Annotated in this window: 19 protein-coding genes; 12 read left to right on the top strand and 7 right to left on the bottom strand. The window is 41.6% G+C overall.

The annotated features are described in order from the left end of the window. The first annotated feature begins 140 nt into the window (after window positions 1-140). From FGG15_RS16535 to FGG15_RS16510, 6 genes are all read left to right on the top strand, one after another. Window positions 141-881 (top strand): peptidase associated/transthyretin-like domain-containing protein, encoded by a 741-nt coding sequence (locus tag FGG15_RS16535; RefSeq protein ID WP_138838387.1) that lies wholly within the window; start codon window positions 141-143, stop codon window positions 879-881. Then, complete coding sequence (locus tag FGG15_RS16530; protein WP_138838385.1) at window positions 871-1,668, top strand: hypothetical protein; 798 nt, start codon at window positions 871-873, stop codon at window positions 1,666-1,668. Before FGG15_RS16535 ends, FGG15_RS16530 begins: the two co-directional genes overlap by 11 nt. A 159-nt stretch (window positions 1,669-1,827) precedes the next feature. Further along, entirely contained in the window at window positions 1,828-2,346 is a 519-nt protein-coding gene (locus FGG15_RS16525) for a DUF6702 family protein (protein WP_138838383.1), read from the top strand. 62 nt (window positions 2,347-2,408) lie between these two features. Then, window positions 2,409-4,721 carry a M1 family metallopeptidase gene (locus tag FGG15_RS16520; protein WP_138838381.1) on the top strand — a complete coding sequence of 771 codons (2,313 nt, stop codon included), beginning with the start codon at window positions 2,409-2,411 and terminating at the stop codon, window positions 4,719-4,721. An 85-nt stretch (window positions 4,722-4,806) separates the two neighbouring features. Then, on the top strand, window positions 4,807-5,085 hold the full coding sequence (locus tag FGG15_RS16515; protein WP_138838379.1) for a Sec-independent protein translocase subunit TatA/TatB: 279 nt from the start codon (window positions 4,807-4,809) through the stop codon (window positions 5,083-5,085). Window positions 5,086-5,088: 3 nt separating this feature from the next. After that, window positions 5,089-5,646, top strand: coding sequence for a phosphatase PAP2 family protein (locus FGG15_RS16510; protein WP_138838377.1), 558 nt, complete (start codon window positions 5,089-5,091; stop codon window positions 5,644-5,646). Here the strand turns inward: FGG15_RS16510 and FGG15_RS16505 are convergent. Then, complete coding sequence (locus FGG15_RS16505) at window positions 5,624-6,265, bottom strand: O-methyltransferase (RefSeq protein ID WP_138838374.1); 642 nt, start codon at window positions 6,263-6,265, stop codon at window positions 5,624-5,626. The two genes, FGG15_RS16510 and FGG15_RS16505, sit on opposite strands and share 23 nt — an antisense overlap. Window positions 6,266-6,333: 68 nt before the next feature. Here FGG15_RS16505 and FGG15_RS16500 point away from each other — a divergent pair, with 68 nt between their 5' ends. Continuing rightward, window positions 6,334-6,798: a GNAT family N-acetyltransferase gene (locus FGG15_RS16500; RefSeq protein ID WP_138838373.1), complete on the top strand. Its 465-nt coding sequence runs from the start codon at window positions 6,334-6,336 to the stop codon at window positions 6,796-6,798. Window positions 6,799-6,847: 49 nt separating this feature from the next. Beyond that, window positions 6,848-8,116: a kynureninase gene (kynU, locus tag FGG15_RS16495; RefSeq protein WP_138838371.1), complete on the top strand. Its 1,269-nt coding sequence runs from the start codon at window positions 6,848-6,850 to the stop codon at window positions 8,114-8,116. Here the strand turns inward: kynU and FGG15_RS16490 are convergent. Beyond that, window positions 8,105-8,971 (bottom strand): AraC family transcriptional regulator, encoded by an 867-nt coding sequence (locus FGG15_RS16490; protein WP_138838369.1) that lies wholly within the window; start codon window positions 8,969-8,971, stop codon window positions 8,105-8,107. The two genes, kynU and FGG15_RS16490, sit on opposite strands and share 12 nt — an antisense overlap. A 111-nt stretch (window positions 8,972-9,082) precedes the next feature. Here FGG15_RS16490 and FGG15_RS16485 point away from each other — a divergent pair, with 111 nt between their 5' ends. Beyond that, window positions 9,083-10,231: an MFS transporter gene (locus tag FGG15_RS16485; RefSeq protein ID WP_138838367.1), complete on the top strand. Its 1,149-nt coding sequence runs from the start codon at window positions 9,083-9,085 to the stop codon at window positions 10,229-10,231. 10 nt (window positions 10,232-10,241) lie between these two features. On the opposite strand, the gene FGG15_RS16480 is transcribed toward FGG15_RS16485, so the two are convergent. Continuing rightward, the gene (locus FGG15_RS16480; RefSeq protein WP_138838365.1) at window positions 10,242-10,919 is read right to left on the bottom strand and encodes a hypothetical protein; all 678 of its coding nucleotides are present in this window, start codon (window positions 10,917-10,919) and stop codon (window positions 10,242-10,244) included. 101 nt (window positions 10,920-11,020) lie between these two features. Here FGG15_RS16480 and FGG15_RS16475 point away from each other — a divergent pair, with 101 nt between their 5' ends. From FGG15_RS16475 to FGG15_RS16465, 3 genes are read left to right on the top strand one after another with little or no spacing between them, the layout of a single operon-like run. Further along, entirely contained in the window at window positions 11,021-11,647 is a 627-nt protein-coding gene (locus tag FGG15_RS16475) for an RNA polymerase sigma factor (RefSeq protein ID WP_202619582.1), read from the top strand. Between the two features lies 1 nt (window position 11,648). Continuing rightward, window positions 11,649-11,837: a hypothetical protein gene (locus FGG15_RS16470; RefSeq protein ID WP_138838363.1), complete on the top strand. Its 189-nt coding sequence runs from the start codon at window positions 11,649-11,651 to the stop codon at window positions 11,835-11,837. A gap of 24 nt (window positions 11,838-11,861) precedes the next feature. Continuing rightward, complete coding sequence (locus FGG15_RS16465) at window positions 11,862-12,689, top strand: mechanosensitive ion channel family protein (protein ID WP_138838361.1); 828 nt, start codon at window positions 11,862-11,864, stop codon at window positions 12,687-12,689. 212 nt (window positions 12,690-12,901) lie between these two features. Here the strand turns inward: FGG15_RS16465 and FGG15_RS16460 are convergent, their stop codons facing one another. The 4 genes from FGG15_RS16460 to FGG15_RS16445 all read right to left on the bottom strand — a co-directional run. After that, a complete protein-coding gene (locus FGG15_RS16460; RefSeq protein ID WP_262710856.1) occupies window positions 12,902-14,284 on the bottom strand; it encodes a Kelch repeat-containing protein in 1,383 nt (460 codons plus the stop codon). A 134-nt stretch (window positions 14,285-14,418) separates the two neighbouring features. Further along, window positions 14,419-16,389 (bottom strand): OmpA family protein, encoded by a 1,971-nt coding sequence (locus tag FGG15_RS16455; protein WP_138838357.1) that lies wholly within the window; start codon window positions 16,387-16,389, stop codon window positions 14,419-14,421. An 11-nt stretch (window positions 16,390-16,400) separates the two neighbouring features. Beyond that, window positions 16,401-17,309, bottom strand: a complete 909-nt coding sequence (locus FGG15_RS16450; protein WP_138838355.1) for a PorP/SprF family type IX secretion system membrane protein — start codon at window positions 17,307-17,309, stop codon at window positions 16,401-16,403. A 279-nt stretch (window positions 17,310-17,588) separates the two neighbouring features. Beyond that, window positions 17,589-20,253 (bottom strand): HYR-like domain-containing protein (locus tag FGG15_RS16445; protein ID WP_138838354.1); only part of this gene is annotated, 2,665 nt, incomplete at its 5' end.

Raw genomic sequence — 20,253 nt, 5'->3', positions numbered from 1 at the left:
GTCAAAATACCTTAGTTCAAAGGTGAATGGATAAGTATTGCTGTAGTTTTTTTTGGAGAATTAACAAAAGTTTAGAACTGCGATATTTTTTTATGTGGCCGCCAAGAGTTTTCTTTAACTTCGGCTAAAGGGCCATGCTTATGAAAAACATTACACTGATTTTATTTTTTCTTGTTTTTACGAGTAGTTTATTGGCTCAAGATAATAGACAAGTATTAAGGGGCAAGGTGATTTATCGAGGGATAAATGTACCCAATGAAAATGTAATTAATTCCACTTCAGAAACAGCTACTATTACCAATGAGGACGGAGAGTTTTTGATATTGGTCAAAGCGGGTGATCAGTTGGTATTTACTGCGGTGAATTATCAATTGGAAGTAGTCACGATCACTCCTGAAATTTTACACAATAACCGCCTCGTGGTCGAGGTGACGGAAAAGATCACCGAACTGGAAGGAGTTGTGGTTACTCCAGAAAATCAAGAGAAATTTTTGGAGGTCAAAAACGAGGACTTCAAAGAATTTGAATATGAAATAGACCGATCTACAGAGGTTGAGAATATTGCCGAATCCAGGGCCGTAAGAGGAATGCGGGATGGGATCAATTTTGTTAACATTTTCAAAGCTTTGTTCAAAGCCAAAAAACAAGATGGCGAAACAAGGGAGCCCTTAAAAGTGAGCGAGGTTTTGAGACAGGTCTACGAAGACGAATTTTTTGTGGTGGATTTAAAGTTGCCACAAGATAAAATCGATGCTTTTTTGGTCTATTGTGATGATAAAGTACCATCTCAGACTTTGTTACGGAAGGAAAATGAGTTCCAGCTGATAGATTTCCTTGTGACCCATAGTAAAACGTATTTGGCCGAGTTGGATGCGGAGTAAAGTTCTACTTTTCCTTTTTGTTTTTTTTTCGATTACCCTAAATGCTCAGCAAACGGGCACTAAGCAACTTCGTGGAAGGGTGTACAGTGCCAATGAGGATGTTGTAGGAGTAGTGGTGCAAAACCTTACATCCCAACGAGCTGTGATTACAGATATGGATGGAAATTTTTCCATTCTAGTGGCTCTGCATGATACCCTAGCGTTTTCTGCGGTTCAATTTCAACGAAAGCTCATCGTGGTCAATGATGTGGTTTACAATACTAGTTTTATCTCGGTTCCCTTGGAGGAATTTGTGAATGAGCTGAAAGAAGTTGTGGTCCGACCTTATGATTTATCTGGCGACCTTAACCAAGATTTAGATCAGCTCCAACTGGAAAAAGATGTAAGTGCGGAAGCTTTGGGACTGCCCAATGCACACGCAAAGATCCCTACGCAGAGCGAACGGAAATTGCAGCAGGCTTCTTTTGGAAAATTTAACGTGGGAATGATTTTGACTCCTCCCTTGGATCCAATCATCAATGCCATTACTGGGCGTACAAAGATGCTCAAGAATAGGGTCAAAGTGGATAAAACCTATGCCAGAACCCAGCGTGTACAGGGGTTTTATGCTGATTCCCTAATCAGCACTAACTTGAAGATTCCAGTGGAAAAACTTGATGATTTTATGTACTTCTGTGAAGTGGATGAGGAATTTCAGCGGACGGTCGATACCCACAATCAGTTGAAGATTTGGGATTTTATGGTTTCAAAGAGTAGGGCCTATCGCAGAAACAATAATTTGGACTAAAAGGTTGGCATACCGTTAGTAGTTTTGTTAACCGAATGCGGAATTTTTGGAAGATGTGATGTTTCCGTGTCCTCCCTTTGGGGTTTGAACTTGAAATTGAACTTTCTAATGAGTATTGATTCATTGTAACGAAAAGTTGAAAATGTAGTCTATTACATTATGATAAAGCTGAAAAAAGTAGGAAATGCACTGGGTCTTTTAGGCCTTTTGCTGTTGTTTTCGTTTACCACTGCACACAAATTTTACCTTAGTGTCACCAACGTGGTATACTCTGAAAAAAATACATCGTTCCAAATAACAAGTCGGATCTTCATTGATGACTTGGATGATGTCCTGGAAGAACGATATGGTATCAAGGCTCAGCTGGCAACCGATAAAGAATCTCTAGTGGCAGATGCCTATATTGAAAAGTACCTTCGCGCAAAGTTTGCTATAGAATTAAATGGTGAAATTGTTCCCTATACCTTTTTGGGTAAAGAATATGACAATGATGTCGTCATCTGCTACATGGAGTTGGAAGATGTGGATTTTTCCAACTTAAAATCAGTCTCCGTTCAAAATGAAATTCTTACCGACCTTTTTGAAGAACAACAAAATGTGGTCCATCTAAAATGGAAGGGAAAGAAAAAAAGTTTTGTGCTGATCAAGGAGAATAATAAAGGAATGTTAAACTTATAACTGCCTTTAATCGGTTCGTTAAAAAAAAGTTATTTTTCACCGTTTTAAAAATCAATAAGAAAATGAACAAAATCAAGTATTGTTTTGCTTCCATGCTGTTTCTTTTCGGAGCAATGGCCTTTGCACAGGAAGAAGGAGAAGCCAAAGAGCAAAGGGAACCTGGTCATGTGAACCAAAGCAAGTTTAAACAGTTGTACGAGGAGTTCTCCACTCCAAACACCTACCGTTCAGCCTCCGGAGCTCCCGGACCCGATTACTATCAGCAAAGAGCAGATTATGTAATGGACATTGAACTGGACGACAAAAATGCCAAGATTTATGGCGAGGAGACCATTACCTATTACAACAACTCCCCAGATGATTTAGAGTTCCTATGGGTGCAGCTAGATCAAAACGTAAGGGCTAAAGATTCCAAATCGCCTTTAAGAAATGGAAATGGGGTAAGTTTTGCCTATATGGCAGGGGATTTTGCCCAAACCTATGTTACCGAGCCTTTTGATGGTGGTTTTAATATTGAATTTGTAAAGGATGCAGGTGGTAAACCCTTGTCGTATACCATCAACCAAACCATGATGCGTTTGAACATCCCCAAGCCCTTGAAAAGTGGGGAACAGATTTCATTCTCCATCAAGTGGTGGTACAATGTTCCCGATCATACCGTTAATCGCGCTCGTTCTGGTTTCGAATACTTTGCGAAAGATGGAAACCGTGCCTACGTTATTGCCCAGTTTTTCCCAAGAATGGCAGTTTACAGTGATGTGGAAGGATGGCAAAACCATCAATTTTGGGGAAGTGGTGAATTTGCCCTTCCGTTTGGAAACTACGAGGTAAACATTACCGTTCCAGCTGATCATATCTTAGATGCTACCGGAGTTTTGCAAAACCGTGATGATGTCTTCTCAAAAGAAATGATGAAGCGCTATAAGCAGGCAAAAAAATCGTATGATAAACCTGTCCTTATTGTAACCCAGGAAGAGGCCGAAGCTGCGGAAAAAGGCTTTTCAGAAAATAAAAAGACTTGGAAATTCAAGGCTACCAATGTACGGGATTATGGTTTTGCTACCTCAAGAAAATTTGTTTGGGACATGCAGGCCGTAAAAATTGGAGGAAAAGATGTAATGGCTGTTTCAATGTATCCTAAAGAAGGAAATCCACTTTGGGAAGAGCAGTCTACCAAAGCTGTGGTACAAACTTTGAAAACCTATTCAAAGCATACTTTTGATTACCCATACCATAAGGCAATCTCGGTACATGCTAAAAACCAAGGGATGGAGTACCCGATGATTTGCTGGAACTATGGACGTCCCAACGAGGATGGTACGTATTCCGACAGAACCAAATACGGTATGATCAGTGTGATCATCCATGAGGTAGGCCACAATTTCTTCCCGATGATCGTAAACTCTGATGAACGTCAGTGGGGATGGATGGATGAAGGGTTGGATACCTTTATGCAATACTTAGCAGAGCAGGAATTTGGGAAAAATAACCCAGAAGTCATCGCTCCTAATTCGAAATATCCTTCAAGAAGGGGAGAAGCTGCCAAAATTGTTCCGTATATGGCTGGCGATCAAAGTCATATTTCACCTATTATGTCCAATCCGGAGAATGTATATCAGTTGGGGCCAAATGCCTACGGTAAACCCGCTACCGCTTTGAACATTCTTAGGGAAACAGTTATGGGGCCGGAATTGTTCGATCACGCATTTAAAACCTACGCCCAACGTTGGAAATTCAAGCATCCTACCCCAGAGGATTTCTTTAGAACCATGGAAGATGCATCAGCTGTGGATTTAGACTGGTACTGGAGATCTTGGTTCTATACCACCGATTATGTTGATATCGGTGTAAAAGGAGTTAAAAAATACTATGTGTCCGACAAGCCTACCAAGCAAATGGAAAAGTATATGGCGGATAGAAATATCACGGAAGCCGATCTACCTCCATTGGTTTATTTGGCGGAAGAGGATAGTGAAGATTACAATCCAGACCTTAAAGGAAAGGCTCCCACAGAAGTTTCACAGAACTTGAAGGAATTCATGATGGATAATATGAGTGTTGAAGAAAGGGCCCAGGTCAAGGAACCCAAGTATTTCTATGAAATTACTTTTGACAAGCCCGGAGGGATTCCGATGCCTTTGATTGTGGAGTATACCTATGCCGATGGAACTAAGGAAAATGTTACCTATCCACCGGAAATATGGAGAAAGAATGATGAAGAGGTGAAACGGGTATTGTCTTCCCAAAAGGAATTGGTAGGTATTGTGGTTGACCCCAAGGCGGAAACCGCAGATATTGATACAGCCAACAATTCTTGGCCCAAGAAAGAGGAAAAATCCGATTTCGATAAGTTTAAAGAAAATATAAAAGGGTAGTTAAACCCTAGATCAAGTGTTAAAAGCCCTGTGAAATCGCAGGGCTTTTTTTATTTTCCAACCAAGTTCTCATTATATTTGTCCTATGCATTTTCTATTCATCAGCGGCGGAGAAATCTTTTTTATCCTTTTTATTGTGGTCATGGTTTTTGGTGCCGACAAAATTCCGGGTATCGCCAAAGGCCTGGGCAAGGGAATGCGACAATTACGGGACGCCACGGACGATATTAAGCGCGAGATCCAAAAGAGCGCTGAGAGTCAAGGTATTGATACCGACTTCACTAAAGACATCCGAAACGAACTGAACGAGGTAAAGAAAAATGTGGATGAGGTAACCGGAGCTGTCAAAAGAAGCTCCAAATAATCCATGTTGGACCAGCTCCTACAATGGGATCAGGATGTTTTCATTTATCTCAACGGACTTGGTGTCGAATTTTGGGATCCTTTTTGGTCAACCGTGACTAAGATTTCGGTTTGGACTCCCTTATTCCTTTTGTTTCTTGCCCTATTTTTACTGAAGTTTCCTAAAAGACAGGCCTTTTCCAGAATTACTGCGGTAGTGGCCCTGGCATTTTTCATCACCTTAATTACCCATTGGACGAAAATTGGTTTTAAAAGACTGCGACCTTGCGATGATGCGGCAATAAATTCCTTTATCCGCATCTTGGATACGCCTTCGGGTTACAGTTTTTTTTCGGGCCATGCCTCCAGCTCTTTTGCTATTGCTCTCTTGGCCTATTTGCTGCTTAGGAGCAAGATAAAATGGGCAGGATTATTTTTTGTTTGGCCTTTGCTCTTCACTACCAGCCGTATTTACGTTGGGGTACATTACCCCTTGGATGTTTTGGTTGGAGCTGTAGTTGGAGTGCTTTCGGGATTACTTTTCTATCGATTTCACCGAGCTATAGCACCCGGCACATCGTAAGCCCATCACGAATAGGTAGTAACACGGTTTCAACTCTTGGGTCTTGCTTTAATTTCTGATTATAAGCCAACAATGAGGCTGTGGCCTTATCCGAAGGAATTAAGGGTTCCACCACCTTTCCGGACCAGAGTACATTATCGGATAAGATGATGCTCCCAGGCTTGGTTTTTTCAATGACGGCCTCAAAAAAAGCATCGTATTGGACTTTTTGGGCATCGATAAACACCAAATCAAATTGATGATCCAATTGGGGAATAATATCCAAAGCATCACCCGTGTGCTGCTTGATCTGTGCTCCATAACCACTTTTATTAAAGTATTTACGCTGCATGCCTTGTAGCTCCTCATTTACTTCAATGGTGTGCAACTCGCCTGATTTTTGGAGTCCCTCGGCCAAACAAATGGCAGAATACCCCGTATAAGTTCCTATTTCCAATATGAATTTTGGCGAAACAATTTTGGAGAGCATGCTCAGCACCCTCCCTTGAAAGTGTCCCGTAATCATTCGTGGTTGAATAACCTTTAGGTGGGTCTCACGGGTAAGTTCAGTCAAAATTGCTGGTTCTGACTCTGAATTTTCTACAATATAGCTTTCCAATAAAGGGGATAAAAAATGCATGCGTAAATTTTCGCAAAAATAGAGAAAAGAAGTACATTGGATATACCGTTTATCTCGAACTAGAACATATGGCTTCATCCAATTATACAACCAGAAATGCCAGAATGGAGGATTTGCCCATTCTGTTGGATTTTGAGCAGCGACTGATCAAGGCAGAAAGACCTTTTGATATCACCATCAGGGAGGATCCCGTTAGCTATTATGATATCAAGGCCATGATTGATAATGATAATGCCTGTGTATTGGTGATAGAACACGAAGGAGATATTGTGGCTTCCGGGTATGCTATTACCAAAAGAGCAAGACATTACCTCGATCATGAGGAATATGCCTATTTGGGCTTTATGTATACCCTCCCAGATTTTAGGGGGAAAGGACTGAATGCAAGAATAATTGAATCGCTTAAGGAATGGGCTGATTCCAAAGGACTTTCAGAAATGCGCTTGACGGTTTATGAGGACAACATTCCGGCTGTAAAAGCCTATGAAAAAGTGGGTTTTAAAAAGCACATTAGTGAAATGCGACTGGAATAATCCTAGAGAAAACGATATTTAATTTCCATATTTAACCCAAACAATACATATGAGTTTTCATCATTCCTTGGAATTTGCACAGCAGTTGGACGCCCAGGACCCTCTGGCCAAGTATAGGGAGGAGTTCCACTATCCCCAGCACAATGGAAAGGATGTTATCTATTTTACCGGCAATTCTCTGGGACTTCAGCCTAAACGTAGCCAGAAATTTGTGGACGACGTCATGAAAGACTGGAAGGAAATGGCGGTGGAAGGCCATTTTTATGCTGAAAAGCCCTGGTGGGATTATCATGAGCGGTTGGCGGAAGGCTTGTCCAAAATTGTTGGGGCCAAAAAAGAGGAGGTTTCCGTAATGAATACCCTTACGGTGAACCTGCATTTACTGATGGTATCCTTCTATAGACCTACTGGAAAAAGAATTAAGATTTTGTGTGAGGAAAAGGCTTTTCCTTCCGATCAATACATGCTGCAAAGTCAGGCCAGGTATCATGGTTTTAATCCTGAAGATGTGATTGAGGAAGTTAAAAAAAGGGATGGAGAACATTTTTGGCGAACGGAAGACATTCTGGATAAGATCAATGAGGTAGGAGAGGAGTTGGCTTTGGTCTTAATGGGAGGAGTCAATTATTACAATGGGCAAGTCTTGGATATGGAAGCCATTACCAAAGCCGGAAAGGAGGTAGGTGCAAAAGTAGGTTGGGATTTAGCCCACGGTGTAGGTAACGTAAAGCTTAACCTGCATGATTGGGGCGCAGATTTTGCGGCTTGGTGCAGTTATAAGTATATGAACAGTGGGCCTGGAAATGCCTCTGGAATCTATGTAAATGAAAGCTATCTGGGGCAAAAGGATATACCGCGTTTTGAAGGATGGTGGGGCACCAAAAAGGAAACCCGCTTTTTAATGCAACCGGAATTTGACCCGATAGATACGGCAGATGCCTGGCAGTTAAGTAATCCTCCCATTCTTTCCGTAGCGCCGTATTTGGCTTCATTGGAATTGTTTGATGAGGTGGGGATGGATGCTTTGGTGCAAAAACAAAAAAGCATAGTGGCTTTTCTGGAATTCGTTCTGAAAGAAATAGATAAAGAGGTAGATAGTACTTTTGAGATAATTACACCGGAAGAAAGAGGGTGTCAACTTTCTGTTTTTCTACATGGAGAAGGCCGACCGCTATTTGATTATTTGATGAAAAATGGGGTCATTACAGATTGGCGGGAACCCAATGTAATTCGATTGGCTCCTGCTCCTTTGTATTGCTCGTATACAGATATGTACAATTTTGGACAAATATTGAAGGAAGGGATTTTAAGCAAGTGATGTAGAATACCTTCGCTTTACGTATACGGAAGGTGATAAGCCCTGATATCTTCTAAATTGCTTACTAAAGTAAGAAGGGTCAGTGAACCCACATTGGTACATGACCTCCGCAATGGTTGAATTATCCTCATTGAAAAGTTCCATCGCTTTGGTTATGCGATATTCATTGACAAAATCCAGAAACCGCCTTTGGGTCATTTTTCTAAAAAAACGGCTAAATGAATTGGGAGTGAAACCCAGTTGTGCTGAAATTTCAGGTACGGAAATTTCTTTGTGATAGTTGGTGTTTACATACTCAAAAATGTTTTCCAACCGCCTAATTTCGTCACTTTTAAACTCGTTGCTGCTGAAGGTGTCAAACAGAGTTTGGTAGCGCCCATCCCTGGATAGATCACTTAAGATGGACAACACGTTGATCAGTCGACTTTGATTGTCTTGATAAGGAAAGGCTTCAAATTTGGATTGTAGCTCATCCTTGCACTGTTGACTGAAGATAAGTACATGACCAGATTTTTCAATAAGTCTTTTGATACTATCAAATTCCGGAAAGACTCTAATTTTTTCATCCAAAAACTCCTTTCTAAATTGGATGACCACCTCTATATTATCTTCATTATCCTTGTTGCCAAAGTCTGCGTGGGGAATATTCCCAGCCAAAAAAACGAGCGTCCCATGTGTATAATGGCTTTTGTTGGAGCCAATGTGAAGACAACCGGCTCCATTCTTCACATAGACCAATTCATATTCCGGATGCACATGCCAACCGGCCGACTCGCAGTAACTGGAATTGTTATATGTAGCTACTTTTAAGGAAGAGTTGTGGGAAACATTAATGGACTCCAACATGGGTTTCATGCTGTAAAACTACCAATAATTTCCAGTATGATTTCATTTTAGGAATAAAACAGACAAGTATTGGAATGTTTTCAGCTATAAAATTCCGTCGGGGTTCGGTTATTTTGCGATATGAAATCACTTCAACTTATTTTTTCCAATCCCCGCTACTTTGCACCGGCTTGGGTTTTCACTACCCTTAATATATGGTTTGGTACCTGGGCCATTTATATTCCAACGGTAAAAGAAAAACTGGATATTGATAAGGCTGATTTGGGGATTGCCCTGTTTTGTTTGTCATTAGGGGTATTTGCAATTTTTCCCCTGGCTCCCAAAATCATCAATAAACTTGGAGTGGGGAAAGCGACCTGGGTAGGGGTATTACTGGGTAGCGCAACCGCAATTTTCCCATTATTGGCGCCCAATTACCTTACATTGACGGTGACCCTGTTTCTTTTTGGGGCGGCCAATGGGCTTACGGATATTGCCATGAATACCTTGGTCACCGAAATTGAAAAGGAGGATAAGCAGAATTTCATGTCCGCGGCCCATGGATTTTTTAGTCTAGGGGGAGTTGTAGTGGGCTTGGGTAGCTTTTTGATTCCGGTTATTGGAAACCCAGCACTGCATATGGGAATAACCGTAGGTGTTGTGTTTTTGATCAATTTGTTCTTTTTCCGTCATTACATAAACATCAAGGCAGCTCCGCAGGAAGCGGAGTCTTTCAATTTAAAACTGTTTAAACCACTGCTTTTGCTGGGGCTAATAAGTTTTGTAGCTTTTGGGAGTGAAGGCGCTATAGTGGACTGGAGCGGACTTTATTTAAAAGAGATAACATTGGCGCCTGAAGCTTTGATTGGCTCTGGTTTTTTGGCCTTTTCTGTTGCTATGACTCTTGGAAGATTTTTGGGAGATGGCATAAGTGCCCGGATTGGTTCCATTAAAATTGTGGTCTTGGGTGCTACCGTCGCCCTTTTCGGATATTTCTTGGTGCTTTCCGAGCATACCCTATTGGCTATTGTAGGATTCGCTTTGAACGGTCTTGGGTTTTCAGTTATCGTTCCTGAGCTTTTCAGAATTGGGGGTAACGTAAAAGGAGTGGAATCGGCCCAAGGGGTTTCCTTTATCGCTGGTTCCGGATACTCGGGTTTTTTATTGGGTCCGGTTATTTTAGGCTTTGTGGCGGAAAGTGCTTCCCTTACCCATAGTTTCTATGCCCTTTTGGGATGTATTCTTCTGGTTTTGGGAACGAGCTTGTTCCTTCAAAAAAAGAGAGCTTAAGAAAGCAATCCTACTCCTTTTTTACGGACAAATTGGTGAAATTCAGACTAAAATCACCTTCGGCCTTTCTATGGTCCTGCGCAAGCTTGAGCCCTTCCAAAGTCATGTAATCTTCCCAGGTTGTGGTCATTGAAGGTTCTGCTTGGTTGGCTTTTCTAAATACCCATTCACGTAGAATAAAATCATCCTTAAAATAGAAATCATAGGCATCTCCAGGGGTATACCCACCTTCGTTGCCATACACTATGGTCAACTTTTGCATGGATTCTCCACTGATAGGTGCCTTTTGACCTTCTTGGTGTTCCGAAGTATAATTGTTGGCATCCCAAATCAGGTTGAACGGGGCCAAAATCCAGAAGCGATCGTTGATAAACCCACCATTTCTTTTTAAGGCGAGACTGTCCATTGAATTTCTGTTGTACACCAATGTATCGTTTTGTGTGATGGAAGTGATTTTATTGGTTTTTGGTTCCCAAATCCAGGTACGCCCGAGATTCGTACTGTCTCGCCCAACCTTAAAAGTGAAGGTGATCTTCTTAACGGATTTCCAAGCATCGTACCCATGGGCTTGGGCTATTTTTTCTGGAATTGACAGTTCTTTTTCAGAAGTGGGCTCAGCTTTGGGTTCATTTTTACAAGCGGAAATCAATGTAAAGCTAATCAAGGCTAAAAAGAAGTAGTATTTCATCTGCTAATTTTCCATAAATATAAGGTCAATTTCAATTATCTTGGTGAGATATTCCCTAAAAGGGAAAACTTCATAAAAACAACTTGATCAAACCTCGCACAGTGACTTTTATCAAAAGACTGTTTCTAACTCTTATACATTACATTGATAAGAATTCATTGGAAACAGATGACCCATATGCCCATCTGACGGATGAAGAACTGGTGCAGAAAATTGTCGCCAACAACAATCCGCTGCTCTTTGGCAAGTTGTACGACCGGTATGCTAAAATGGTGTATAACAAATGCTACGGATTTGCCAGATCGGAAGATGAGGCTGAAGATTTGACCCAGGACGTGTTCCTGCAATTGTTTATAAAACTGAAGATGTTCAAGGGGAAATCCAAGTTTTCGACTTGGCTGTACTCCTTTACCTATAATTTCTGTGTGAACTATGTAAATAGGAACAAGCAGCGTAAGATGAGTGATAAATCCGTGCCTGTGGAGGACTCGGAATACAAATTGACAGCCGAAATACCTGATGACAGTCTTTTTGAAATGAAGACCAAGAAACTAAAAAAAGCCTTGGAATTGATTTCACCTGAGGACAGGTCCATATTGCTATTGAAATATCAAGATGGCGCATCCATCAAAGATCTTGTGACCCTCATGGAAATTGGGGAGAGTGCCGTAAAAATGCGGTTAAAGAGAGCAAAAGAAAAATTAATGGAAATCTATAAAACCTTGTAACATGGCAAAGAAAATTAGAAATCCGTTTAGGGAATTGGAAGCTTCGTTACGGGAGGTTCCACCAGGCATGAAGAAAAAAGTAATGAACGATATAGCTGCAGCCAAATTAATCATGGATATGGCTTCGCTCTTTTCGTTCAATGTGGGATCCGCCTTGCGAAAACTATTTAAAACCTTGGGAAATAATTGATAACTGCACTATAAAACTATAGATATGGAAACACTAAACGAATGGAAGAACCTGACCTTTGATTCCTTGACTGCAATGGGCAGGGACATAGCATTGGCCCTCCCCAAGATTATTGGGGCACTGATCATTCTACTAATTGGTTGGATCGTAACCAGAATCATACTGTTTGTCCTGGGCAAAATATTGAAGCTGGCCAAAGTGAATGTGTTGAGCGACAAGATCAACGATATGGAACTGTTTGGTAAAGGGGATTTTAAGATTGATATCCTAAAAATTATTCTTGGCTTTGTGAAATGGGTGTTGTTATTGGTTTTCTTGATTGTGGCGGCAGATATTTTAAGCTGGGAGATAATCTCTACTGAAATTGGCAATCTGCTACGCTATCTGCCAAGGTTGTTCAGCGCACTGGCACTAATGATGATTGGACTCTATATTGGAAACTTTATCAAGAAAACGGTCAAGAAAATTTTTGACTCCCTCGAGTTTGGAGGATCCAACTTGGTGAGCAATATGTTGTTTTACATCATCGTGATATTTATTTCCATAACCGCATTGAATCAGGCTGGGATAGATACCACGATCATTACCAATAATGTGACCATGATCTTGGGGGCATTTCTGTTGGCTTTTGCCTTAGGCCTGGGCCTTGGTTCCCGCGATGTGATTACAGACCTGTTGCGCTCCTTTTACACTCGCAGAACTTTCGCGGTTGGCGACAAACTGGTAATTGGGAAGCACTCAGGTACGGTAGAAGCCATTGAAAATAACAGCTTGACCTTGGTAACGAAAGACGGAAAGTTTGTGATTCCGATTAAGGATGTGGTGGAGAGTAAGGTGGAAATCAAATCTTGATTTGACCCCTCCCTGTTGTTACAAAGTAACAACAGACCTCCCCTCTACGAAGGGAGGAGCTACATATTTAACTCCAAACCATGCTCCTCACCTTAGAAAGGGGAGGTGATTCAATGCAAAGCATTGAATCGGAGGGGTGGTACAAAACAAAAAAACCGCCCAGAATTACTTCTTGGGCGGCTTCCTTTTTTTGTTGGGTTTGAGTATTAAGATTACTCATTTTGTGGGTCAAACTCCCAAATGTCGTTAAAATATTTTCCGAATGTGTACCCCAACCCAACATAACCCCTTCCATTTAAGTCTACAGCCGAGGAAGAGAACCTTTCTTCACCTGGAAAGCCTAATTTTTTTGTCCACTCATTTTTTACGGGGTCAAATTCCCATAAATCGTTGAAAATTTCATCTGTACCGCTATCGTATCCAAGGCCAATATATCCTTTGCCCTCTACTACAAAACTAATAGCCTCTGACCTTTTTTTGAATGGAACCGAAATAGCTGACCATGGATTTTCCTGTTCCGGATCGTATTCCCATAAATCACTGAGAGATTGATCATCCCCAGTATATCCACAGCCTATATACCCTTTATTTCCAATGGCAAATGCAATATGACCTTGTCTTCCATCTGCTGGAGGGCCAGGTATGTTTTTCCATGTATTGTTTTCCGGGTCATATTCTAACATGTCAGAATACTCTCCCAACGCATTTGTTCCACCGAACACATAACCTTTTCCGTCAATTGAAAAGGCTGCAGCGTTAGCTCTCCAATCGGTTAAATGTCCTAAGTCTGCTTTTTGAGTCCATTCTTCTGTTTCAGGGTCATACTCCCAGAAGTCGTAATTCGATTCACCTCCACCGTAATAGAATTTTCCATCAATGTTATAGCCGACACCTTTATTTCTAGCCTCACCAAGGAAATCATCAAGTTGTAGGGAAGTGCCATCAGAGAGATTGTATTCCCAAAGATCTTTTAATTCTCCCTCTAGATTAAAATTAGCACCCATACCAATATAAAGTAGTTCGTTTAAAGCAAACATTTGGGCATCATATCTTTCTGCTCCTCCAAAATCATCCAATTGAGTCCATCTTCCTGTTAACAAGATAAAATCGTCCTCACTGGTTATCGTTTCCCCATCCAGATAAATACTGATTGGACCAGTTATCAAGGAGCCGGGTACAACCACAACCAGTTCGGTATCAGAAACGCTTAAAACCTGAGGTTCAGCACCGTTACCACTAAAACTGATATTATACTTATCTGATCCATAGTTGGCCTCAAGACCAATACCAGTAATGGTCACTTCTGTTCCCGGACCACCTTCCGTTGGTGTAAAGCTTAGGATTTTTGGTGAGGGGTCGTTGACAACAAACTCATTTTCACTGGTTGCAGTTTGGTTGTTTATGGTAACAGTGATCTTGGCAGTTTCGGCTCCATCAGGTACCGTAACATCCAGTTTGGTGGCTGTTGCGTTCGTAACCTCGGCATCTACATTACCAAACTTTACCTGGTTTTCACCTAGGGTAGTACTAAAGTTTTCTCCAATAATGTCCACATCGTCACCCACTTCGCCTTCATAGGGGTCAACGTTGGTAATCTCTGGAGGGTCCGTGGAGGGGGTATCGGGTATTTTTGGGTCATCATCATCTCCACCACAGGCGATAAGTAGAAAACAAAAAAGCCGCCCAGAATTACTTCTTGGGCGGCTTTTTAAAAGAATCCCTCTACTATTTATTTTGATTTTGCCAAATAGTTATTGTTGAGTTGAACCACCGGAAATTCGGTTCTTCGGTTCAATTCCAATTGATCTTGATTACAATCCTCCAAACCGTTACAATCATTGATCAATTTTCGTTTACCAAATCCCTTATAAGAGATAATACGATGTCTTGGAATACCATTCGCAATTAAGTACTCATAGGTAGATTTTGCCCTACGTTCGGAAAGTTTATCGTTGTAATTGTGACTCCCCACGGGATCGGTATGCGATTCCAATTTGATAACCATCTCAGGGTAGGTTTCCGACATAAGTTTTACCACTTTATCTAGTTCCCTGGCTGCATCGGGTCTAATATTACTTTTGTTAAAGTCGAAATAGATTTTGTTGAGTCCAGCCAAAACTTTCACATCCATTACAGGTTCCAGTTCAATATTCTGTACCACAGTTTTAGTAACCCGCTGTACCGTTTGCGTGCTGAAATATACATGCTTATGGGGGTGTGTTTTACGAACTGCTTCAATCAGGTAATTTTGACCGCGATTCACAAACATTTCATATTTACCTTGATCATTGGTCATGGTTTTTTGAACCAGCTCCCCCGTATTTTGATCAAACAAAGAGATCGCCACACTGTCCAAAGGCTGAAGGTTGATAGCATCCGTTACAGTTCCCTCCAGCATTAGGGAAGGAATAAATTTAAACTTGTAGATATCATCGCTTCCCTTTCCTCCTTTACGGTTGGAACTAACATATCCATCCACACCATTGTCCATGGCATAATATCCAAAATCGTCTTTTTCACTATTTAGGGGCTTTCCTAAATTGATTACATCTTTAATGTTTCCATCTTCGTCCGAAATTGCTGCAAAGACATCCAATTGGCCAAAACCAACATGTCCATCGGAAGAGAAAAACAACTGCCCTTCATTGTTGATGTATGGAAACATTTCGTTCCCTGGGGTATTGATAATGGGACCTGCGTTTACTGGGAGACCCACACCGCCCCTTGGGTGTATTTTACAGTAATAAATGTCAGTACCCCCATAGCCACCTGGTCTGTCGGAAGCAAAATACAGCAGTGTTCTATCAGTGTTTACCGTCGGGTGACCGGTAGAGTAGTGGTCAGCATTGGTCTTAAGGTTACGAGTAACCTTCCAAACACCATCCACTTTTTCCCCTTTGTAGATTTTTAGGTTGTTTAGTTTTTCTATGTTCTTGTCTTCCTTTTTCTTGGTGAAAAAGCTCTCTTTATTTTGGAAGTAGCTGTTTCGTGTAAAGTAGACAATGGTATCGTTTTTATAATCGGTGGAAAAAACCAAAGAACTTTCGTGGAACTTGGAGTTGATCTCGCCTTGAAACTTTCTTGGAACATCCATGGTACTCCCTTCGGTCACATGGAAAACATCCAACCAAGATTCGTTGTTCCATCCGTAAATATCTTCAGAAGCGACCTCTTTTCTACTGGAGCTGAAGTACAATTGTCCGTCATGGACAAAAGAACCGAATTCGCTGTATCGCGTATTGAAATGTACAGGTTCCACTTCGTAGCGTTCCCTACTGTTAAAGACCACCGAAGCAAGGTTTCCGTCCTTTAAAAACTGTTTGACACGTGCATCGTTTTTATGAAATTTTCTATAGCGTTTGAGCCATTGTACAGCCTCTTTCTCCTGACCGGAGCTTTTAAGGGCCATGGCATACTTAAAGTAGTAGTTGGTTGGAGTTTCGGGTTCGTTGATAAACCTTTTGAAATAAGGCAGTGCTTTCTCAAAATCCCGAAGCATCAAATAACACTCGGCCAGCCGTTGATAGGCATGTACGGAGTTTTTCCCTGTGACCATTTTTTCGTATTCTGGAATGGCCTTTGCGTAAGCAAATTTATAGAACAATTGGTCCGCTCTCTTTTGGACTGTGGATTGTGCGGTCATGGTAACCACTCCAAAAAAGGCAATAAATAAAATTGATATGAGGTTGTAGCGCTTCATTGGATTTGATTTTAAAAATATCTTGGTGACTTATAAAGATTGGTTTTCTTTGAAAGTCTTGGTTCAAAGATCAAAATGACTTCATGGGTTCCACCCGTGTAGGGCCTAATGGTTGAAGTAGGAAGGTCGTAAGCATAGCCAAGTCTAAAATTGTTGGAAATCTGATAGTCCAGAAATGCTCCAAAATTGGATGCATCATTAAATCTATAAGAAGCTCCAAGCCATACCTTTTCATATAGCAGAAAGCTATTGGTAATATCATAGGTGGATGGTGCTCCGTTCGTGAATTTGGTGATAAATGCAGGACGTAACTTAACGTCAGCTGAGATATCAATGACCAAACCTCCAATAGCATAGTAGCTATTACGCTCCAAGGCTTCAAATTCCCCGTCGTTCAAATCCGTGTTCAAAATTCTTGGAGAGGAAATACCGGCATACCATCTATTGGTGCTCAAATAAACGCCAGCTCCAAAATTGGGTTTCCAACTATTAAAGTTGGCATTAAAGAAAGGATCGTTATAATCAGGATTTTCCAAGCGATAGTTAGTGAATCCAGCTTTTAGTCCGAAAGAAAGTTTTGCTTCGGCCGTTACGGGAATGGTATAACTAAAATCCCCGTACACATAGTTGGTGCTCTCAAATCCCAGTTGGTCCGTGATATAGGAAAGTCCCAATCCCACACGTTCATTGTTCATGGGAGTGTGGAAGGAGAATGTGCTTGTGGTCGGATTCCCGTCCAGCCCAGCCCATTGGTTCCTATGAAGGGCGGTCATGTTCATGCTCTCCCGGCTACCCGCATAAGCTGGATTTACAGAGATGGTATTGAACATATATTGTGTAAACTGAGGAAGCTGTTGGGCCATAGCATTGGATCCAACAATTGCCATCAATAACAGGGTAATCTTGCGAAGCGTTTTCATTTTGTTTCGGTTAAGGTTTTGCCCGGTTGCCCAGACTGGAATTTGGGTTTAAATTCTATATCAAAGCAACAGCAAACAGGTGTTATTGAGTAATATAGCCGTTGAATGAACTTGAATAATCGGCCTGAAACAAAGGGTTCGACGAAGTGCATTTTTCTGTGGACGAATGCGGTAAACGACCTTATTTACAAAAGGGCTTTGGTCTATGAAATAGTTCGATTATCGATATAAAAAAAGGCCAGCCTGTGCGGCTGACCTTTCAAAGTAGTTATAGTTTGATTAGTTTGCACCAGTTCCCAGATAAATGTATCCGTTCAGTGGTTTAATATCTGTATTTATCACGTTGATGATATAGTAGTACGTACCTGAAGGAAGCATACCGGAATTTCCAAAGGCATTGCTAGGAGCAAAACCACCCCAGTCATTCTGATAATTCTTGGATTCGTATACTTTATCTCCCCAGCGATTGAATATCATCAGCTCAAAAGAATAGTTACAATACTCTACTCCAGTAATGGTGAACATATCATTGATATTGTCTCCATTGGCAGTTACCGTTTTGGATACGATAATCTCATCCCTACCACAAGGCACGCAATCACTGTTTACAATGATGGTAAAATCTACATAATACTTGCAGGTTCCTTCAGTAGAACTATAGCTGATCAGGTATTCTCCAACTTCCAAGTTGGCTGGATTAAAGATACTTCCATCCAATACGACATTACCACTGATCAACTCAAATACCCCGTTGGTATCAAAGGATTCAGGTAAATAGTCAATCAAGTTAATAGCATCATCCTCAACGCAAATGTTGATTTCAACTTCCTCAGGTTGAGGCTGCATCACAAATATCACTTGCTCAAAAGAGGCAGTATTACCACAAGAGTCGGTCACATCCCAAGTTCTGGTAATCATGAAGTCTTCTGTATCGACCAAACTAACGGTCTCTTCGGAGAATTCTACTTGATAGTTGCCACATCCACCCATAAATGTCAATTGTGGAACTTCTGGAATCTCATCACCACAAATTAGGTTGATTTCCTCCTCGTAAGCACTTGCGGTGATAGGACCAGTAGGTTCTATCGTGATAACCTGGGTGTGGGTATTGACATTCCCCGCACAATCTTCCGTAGACCAAGTTCGGGTAACCGTATAGCCCGTTGCACAATTGGAATCATTGGTAATTATCTCATCGAAAGTCACCGCAGTAGTTGTATCACAATTATCAATGGCGGTTAGAACAACAGCATCAGGAACCTCGTTACACATGGCAGTCATGTTTTGAGGCAAGTTTTCCACAAATTGTGGAGCCTGTGTATCCTCAACCGTGATTACTTGCGTATGACTCACTGGATTACCTGCACAATCAACCGTACTCCAAGTTCTAGTGATTATATAATCGGAACCACAAGAATCAGAATCCGTGATTTGCTCGTCGAACACTACATTGATATTTGGATCACAATTGTCCGTAGCTGTCAAGATTTCTGCAGTCGGAACATTGTCGCACGACACGGTTATATCCAATGGTAAGGTTTCCACAAACACTGGAGCTGTAGTGTCCTCAACTGTGATCACTTGGGTATGACTTACAGGATTACCTGCACAATCAGCCGTACTCCATGTTCTTGTAATTATGTAATCGGAACCACAAGAATCGGTATCCGTGATTTGCTCATCAAACACTACGGTGATATTTGGATCACAATTGTCCGTAGCTGTCAAGATTTCTGCTGCTGGAATAGCATCACAGGAAACAGTTGTATCTATTGGCAAGGCCTCCACAAATGCTGGAGCAGTAGTGTCCTCGACAGTGATAACCTGTGTATGGCTTATCGGGTTACCCGCGCAATCAGCTGCATCCCATGTTCTTGTGATGATGTAATCGGAACCACAAGAATCGGTATCCGTGATTTGTTCGTCAAATACCACAGTGATGTTTGGATCACAGCTATCAATGGCCGTTAGGACATCAGCAACTGGAATAGTATCACAAGAAACTGTAATATCCGTCGGAAGTACTTCAACAAATGATGGTGCTTGGGTATCTATCACAGTGATTACTTGTACATGTTCACGAACGTTTCCAACACAATCTGTAAAAGTCCATGTTCGAGTAATGGTATAATCCATGGCGCAGCCATCATCCTGTCCAGTAATGGACTCGTTGAAATCCACTGTAGTTGCACAGGTGCTGTTTACGGTGATTACTTCTGCAGTTGGAATTGTATCACAAGCTTCAAGCGTAATATCAGTTGGATAACCTTCATTTCCATCATTGTCGATAATGTTGACAGTAGCCGTATCGTTAGCCAGGATATTGACCAAGGTGGTTGAAATATTGGTCAAGACTACCTGGAAGTCTTCGGTGCTTTCTATAATAAAGTCATCAATAATCGGAATGATAATGTTTTGATTGTTACTGTTGGCTGCCCCAAAGGTCAATACTTGAGTGTTCTGGGGAATACCAGTGTAATCAAATGCATCTTGAGCCGAACCATTGGTGGTATAAAACTCCACGGTAAATTCGTCCTGTACGTCTACATTAAGGCTTACGGGTACTGAAACTGTTCCGGCATCTTCATCAATATTGATATTGGTGATGTCGAATTGAACCCCGTTCCCGGCGCCACCGTCGTTGTCGTTGATGGTACCGGTCGCGTTCGCCCCCACAATGGAGATAAGCCCCGTTGAAAGGTTGGAAAGTGCTATGGACAGGTCCTCACTGTTCTCGATAAGTGTGTCGTCAAGTATGGTCACGGTCACGCTGTGCTGCTCCCCGGCGTTACCGGCAAAGGCAATGTTCCCGTTGGCGGATGCCACGGTATAGTCCAAGCCAGAGATGGCCGTACCATCACTGATGTCAAAGTCCACATTGAACCCTCCCTGTACGTCGGCGTTGAGCGACAGTACAAAGTCGGCGGTACCCGCGTCCTCGTCC

The organism is Flagellimonas algicola (assembly GCF_005937185.1).
Lineage (GTDB): Bacteria > Bacteroidota > Bacteroidia > Flavobacteriales > Flavobacteriaceae > Flagellimonas > Flagellimonas algicola.
This window is presented reverse-complemented; position numbering and strand designations above follow the sequence as displayed.

Coding starts and splice junctions, on each gene's coding strand:
- FGG15_RS16535 (WP_138838387.1), top strand. CDS start 141: ATGAAAAACATTACACTGATTTTATTTTTTCTTGTTTTTACGAGTAGT.
- FGG15_RS16530 (WP_138838385.1), top strand. CDS start 871: ATGCGGAGTAAAGTTCTACTTTTCCTTTTTGTTTTTTTTTCGATTACC.
- FGG15_RS16525 (WP_138838383.1), top strand. CDS start 1,828: ATGATAAAGCTGAAAAAAGTAGGAAATGCACTGGGTCTTTTAGGCCTT.
- FGG15_RS16520 (WP_138838381.1), top strand. CDS start 2,409: ATGAACAAAATCAAGTATTGTTTTGCTTCCATGCTGTTTCTTTTCGGA.
- FGG15_RS16515 (WP_138838379.1), top strand. CDS start 4,807: ATGCATTTTCTATTCATCAGCGGCGGAGAAATCTTTTTTATCCTTTTT.
- FGG15_RS16510 (WP_138838377.1), top strand. CDS start 5,089: ATGTTGGACCAGCTCCTACAATGGGATCAGGATGTTTTCATTTATCTC.
- FGG15_RS16505 (WP_138838374.1), bottom strand. CDS start 6,265: ATGCATTTTTTATCCCCTTTATTGGAAAGCTATATTGTAGAAAATTCA.
- FGG15_RS16500 (WP_138838373.1), top strand. CDS start 6,334: ATGGCTTCATCCAATTATACAACCAGAAATGCCAGAATGGAGGATTTG.
- kynU (WP_138838371.1), top strand. CDS start 6,848: ATGAGTTTTCATCATTCCTTGGAATTTGCACAGCAGTTGGACGCCCAG.
- FGG15_RS16490 (WP_138838369.1), bottom strand. CDS start 8,971: ATGAAACCCATGTTGGAGTCCATTAATGTTTCCCACAACTCTTCCTTA.
- FGG15_RS16485 (WP_138838367.1), top strand. CDS start 9,083: ATGAAATCACTTCAACTTATTTTTTCCAATCCCCGCTACTTTGCACCG.
- FGG15_RS16480 (WP_138838365.1), bottom strand. CDS start 10,919: ATGAAATACTACTTCTTTTTAGCCTTGATTAGCTTTACATTGATTTCC.
- FGG15_RS16470 (WP_138838363.1), top strand. CDS start 11,649: ATGGCAAAGAAAATTAGAAATCCGTTTAGGGAATTGGAAGCTTCGTTA.
- FGG15_RS16465 (WP_138838361.1), top strand. CDS start 11,862: ATGGAAACACTAAACGAATGGAAGAACCTGACCTTTGATTCCTTGACT.
- FGG15_RS16455 (WP_138838357.1), bottom strand. CDS start 16,389: ATGAAGCGCTACAACCTCATATCAATTTTATTTATTGCCTTTTTTGGA.
- FGG15_RS16450 (WP_138838355.1), bottom strand. CDS start 17,309: ATGAAAACGCTTCGCAAGATTACCCTGTTATTGATGGCAATTGTTGGA.